This window comes from Oceanicola sp. S124 (genome assembly GCF_000220565.1).
GTDB lineage: Bacteria > Pseudomonadota > Alphaproteobacteria > Rhodobacterales > Rhodobacteraceae > Pseudooceanicola.
Genome location: NZ_AFPM01000291.1, coordinates 1 through 2,247, shown reverse-complemented (window position 1 = coordinate 2,247; position 2,247 = coordinate 1). Strand labels below are relative to the sequence as shown.

Here is a 2,247-nt window from a genome sequence, read left to right as displayed (position 1 = left end):
GAAAAGCCCTGCTGCACGGCGTCGAGGTCCAGACGTCCCCTCTCGGCGGCGCGCAGGGCACAGACCGCGATCACGGTCTTGGTGAAGCTCCACCAGGGAAAGACCAGCCCGGGGTCGCCGGAATGCCCGCCCCCGCCGCCGGCGCTCAGCCAGACCGAATGCAGGCCGCCGCCGATCAGGTGCCCCGCGCCCGGCAGGGCGCGGCGACAGCATGGCGCATGGGCCGCGCAGCGGGCCATTCCTCCGGATCACCGGCCCGGCGGCAACAGGGCGCCGTCACCGCCCCGTCAGCACGGCCGACACCGGCACCAGCTGCACCTGGCTGGCCCGGTCCGCCAGCCCCCAGACCAGCAGCGCCGAGACCGTCTCGGGGCGCAGCCGGCCAACCATGATCACCCCGCCTTCCTGGTCCGACTTCAGCGCCGCATAGTCCAGAAAGCGCCGGATCACCTTGGGATCCTCGTCCTGGGCGTCGAAATCGCGGAACAGCGTCGCAGCCGGCACGCCCTCGCGCTCGGCCAGCTTGCGCGCGGTATCCAGGCCCTCGGGGTAAAGCACCAGCCCGCGCCCCTCGGCCGAAAGCACCTCGGCCAGCTGCTCCGAGGTCTCGCGCCCCCGTTGCAGCCCGCCCGGCGCGGCCTCGATCAGCGCCACCGCCTCGGGCAGCGCCTGGCTCCAGGCCTGGGTCGAGGTCTCGACATCGGCGGGCCGGGCGCCTTCGGGCAGGTCACTGCGCAGCAGCACCTCGAAGCCGGCATCCCGGTAGGCCCGCATCGCCTCCAGCGCGTCGGGCCGCGAGGGATCCAGCGCGAAGCTCAGCGGATAGGGGAAACTGCGCAGGGCGTTGAAGGTCACCGGGCTGTCGCCGGTGTCGATCAGCACGACCGACATGCGCGGGCGCGGGTCCGAGGCATCGTAGTCGGCGGCATAGGCCCTGATCGGCGGCAGGTCCTGCCCGGCCGCGTCGGCCCCTGCATCACCCGTCCCTGCGCCAACCAGCGGCGCCCCGGGGGCCTGCCCGGGAAGGCGCGCAGCCTCCGACCCGTCCGGGGCCACGGCGCCTGCCCCGACCTGCGGAAGGCGCGGGCTGACGAGGCTGGCCGGCGGCTCTGACCCCAGCTCTGCGTCTGCCGTCTCTTCAGCCGGGGCGACCTCGGCGCTGTCGATCCCGGGGGCGCGGTCCAGCGCGTCCAGGTCTCCGGCGGGGAAGCCGGTCGGGGGAAGCTCGCCTGTCGTTGCGGGCGCGGCACCGGGCCCGGGCCCTTCCGCGGCTTCGACCGAGGGCAGCGGCGGCACCACCGGGCTCAGCCCCTCGAGGATCACCTCCGGGTCATCGGCGACAGGCGCCGGGTCGTCGGGCAGCGGCGCGCGACCTTCGTCGGGCATGATGTCGGTCGCGGCCCCGGCCTCTGCTTCAGGCGCAGCAAGCGACGAGGCATCCGCTCCGGGGGCCAGATCTGCGGATGGCGCCTCTGCCGGAGACGCCTCAGCCGGGGTCGGCTCCGAGGGGGCTTTCGGGGCCGAAAGGGCCTCGGCGGCTGCGTCCCGACCTTCCCCCCCGGCAAGAGGAGTCTCGTCGATACTCGAAGCAGGCGCGTCGCCGATGGTCGCGTCCGCGGCGGGCGCGGGCTCGGGATCCCCGGGGGGCGGCGTCTCGGCCGCTGCCGGGTCCATTGACACCTCGGGGGCGGAAAGATCCGACGCCGCCGGGGCATCCAGGGGCGCTCCCTCTGGCGCAGGCGCAGCGGCAGGCGCCTCCGCTTGCGGTGCGCGCGGCGCCTCTGCCGGCGACGGGGCCAGCCCCGGCAGCGGCGTGGTCAGCGAGGCGGTCGCCACCGCAACGCCGGACAGCAGGGTGCCCCAGACAAATCCCGTAATCGCGCCGCGTGCCACTTGCCCTACTCGCTCTCTCCGGGTCTTGCGCCCGGGCCTTCCGCCGGACCGTCGCGGCCCGTCCGTGCTTCCATTTCCGGGGATGTTTCCCCCGCTCGGGTCGCCGGGTCAATTCCCCAGCTCGATTTCACCGCCCGAATTCACGACCCGCTTTCCGGGCCCGATGCGGGGGGCGATTTCGCGGCACCCGCATGCGATCCGGCGCGCGGGCGGGCCCGTCGCAGCCGGCCCCCCGCCGCCCGGCACCCGCTCCGCAGCCATCGGGCCGATGAACCCTTGACGCTGCCGGGCTGGCGCGGGATCAATGCGGCGACCCGCGATGCCGGGGTCCGCCCCGTCATCCCCGTTCCGCCG

The 2,247-nt window shown here is 74.7% G+C and carries 2 protein-coding genes; both read right to left on the bottom strand.

Going from position 1 to position 2,247, the window contains the following annotated elements; all coding sequences use genetic code 11:
- Positions 1-239 (bottom strand): serine hydrolase (locus tag OS124_RS0119560; RefSeq protein WP_010141619.1); only part of this gene is annotated, 239 nt, incomplete at its 3' end.
- A gap of 37 nt (positions 240-276) precedes the next feature.
- Positions 277-1,386 carry a divergent polysaccharide deacteylase family protein gene (locus OS124_RS26250; RefSeq protein ID WP_168161496.1) on the bottom strand — a complete coding sequence of 370 codons (1,110 nt, stop codon included), beginning with the start codon at positions 1,384-1,386 and terminating at the stop codon, positions 277-279.
- Positions 1,387-2,247 lie beyond the last annotated feature (861 nt).

Bases quoted from the DNA above. Each gene is read 5' to 3' on its own strand.
- OS124_RS26250 (WP_168161496.1), bottom strand. From the start codon at position 1,386: ATGCCCGACGAAGGTCGCGCGCCGCTGCCCGACGACCCGGCGCCTGTC.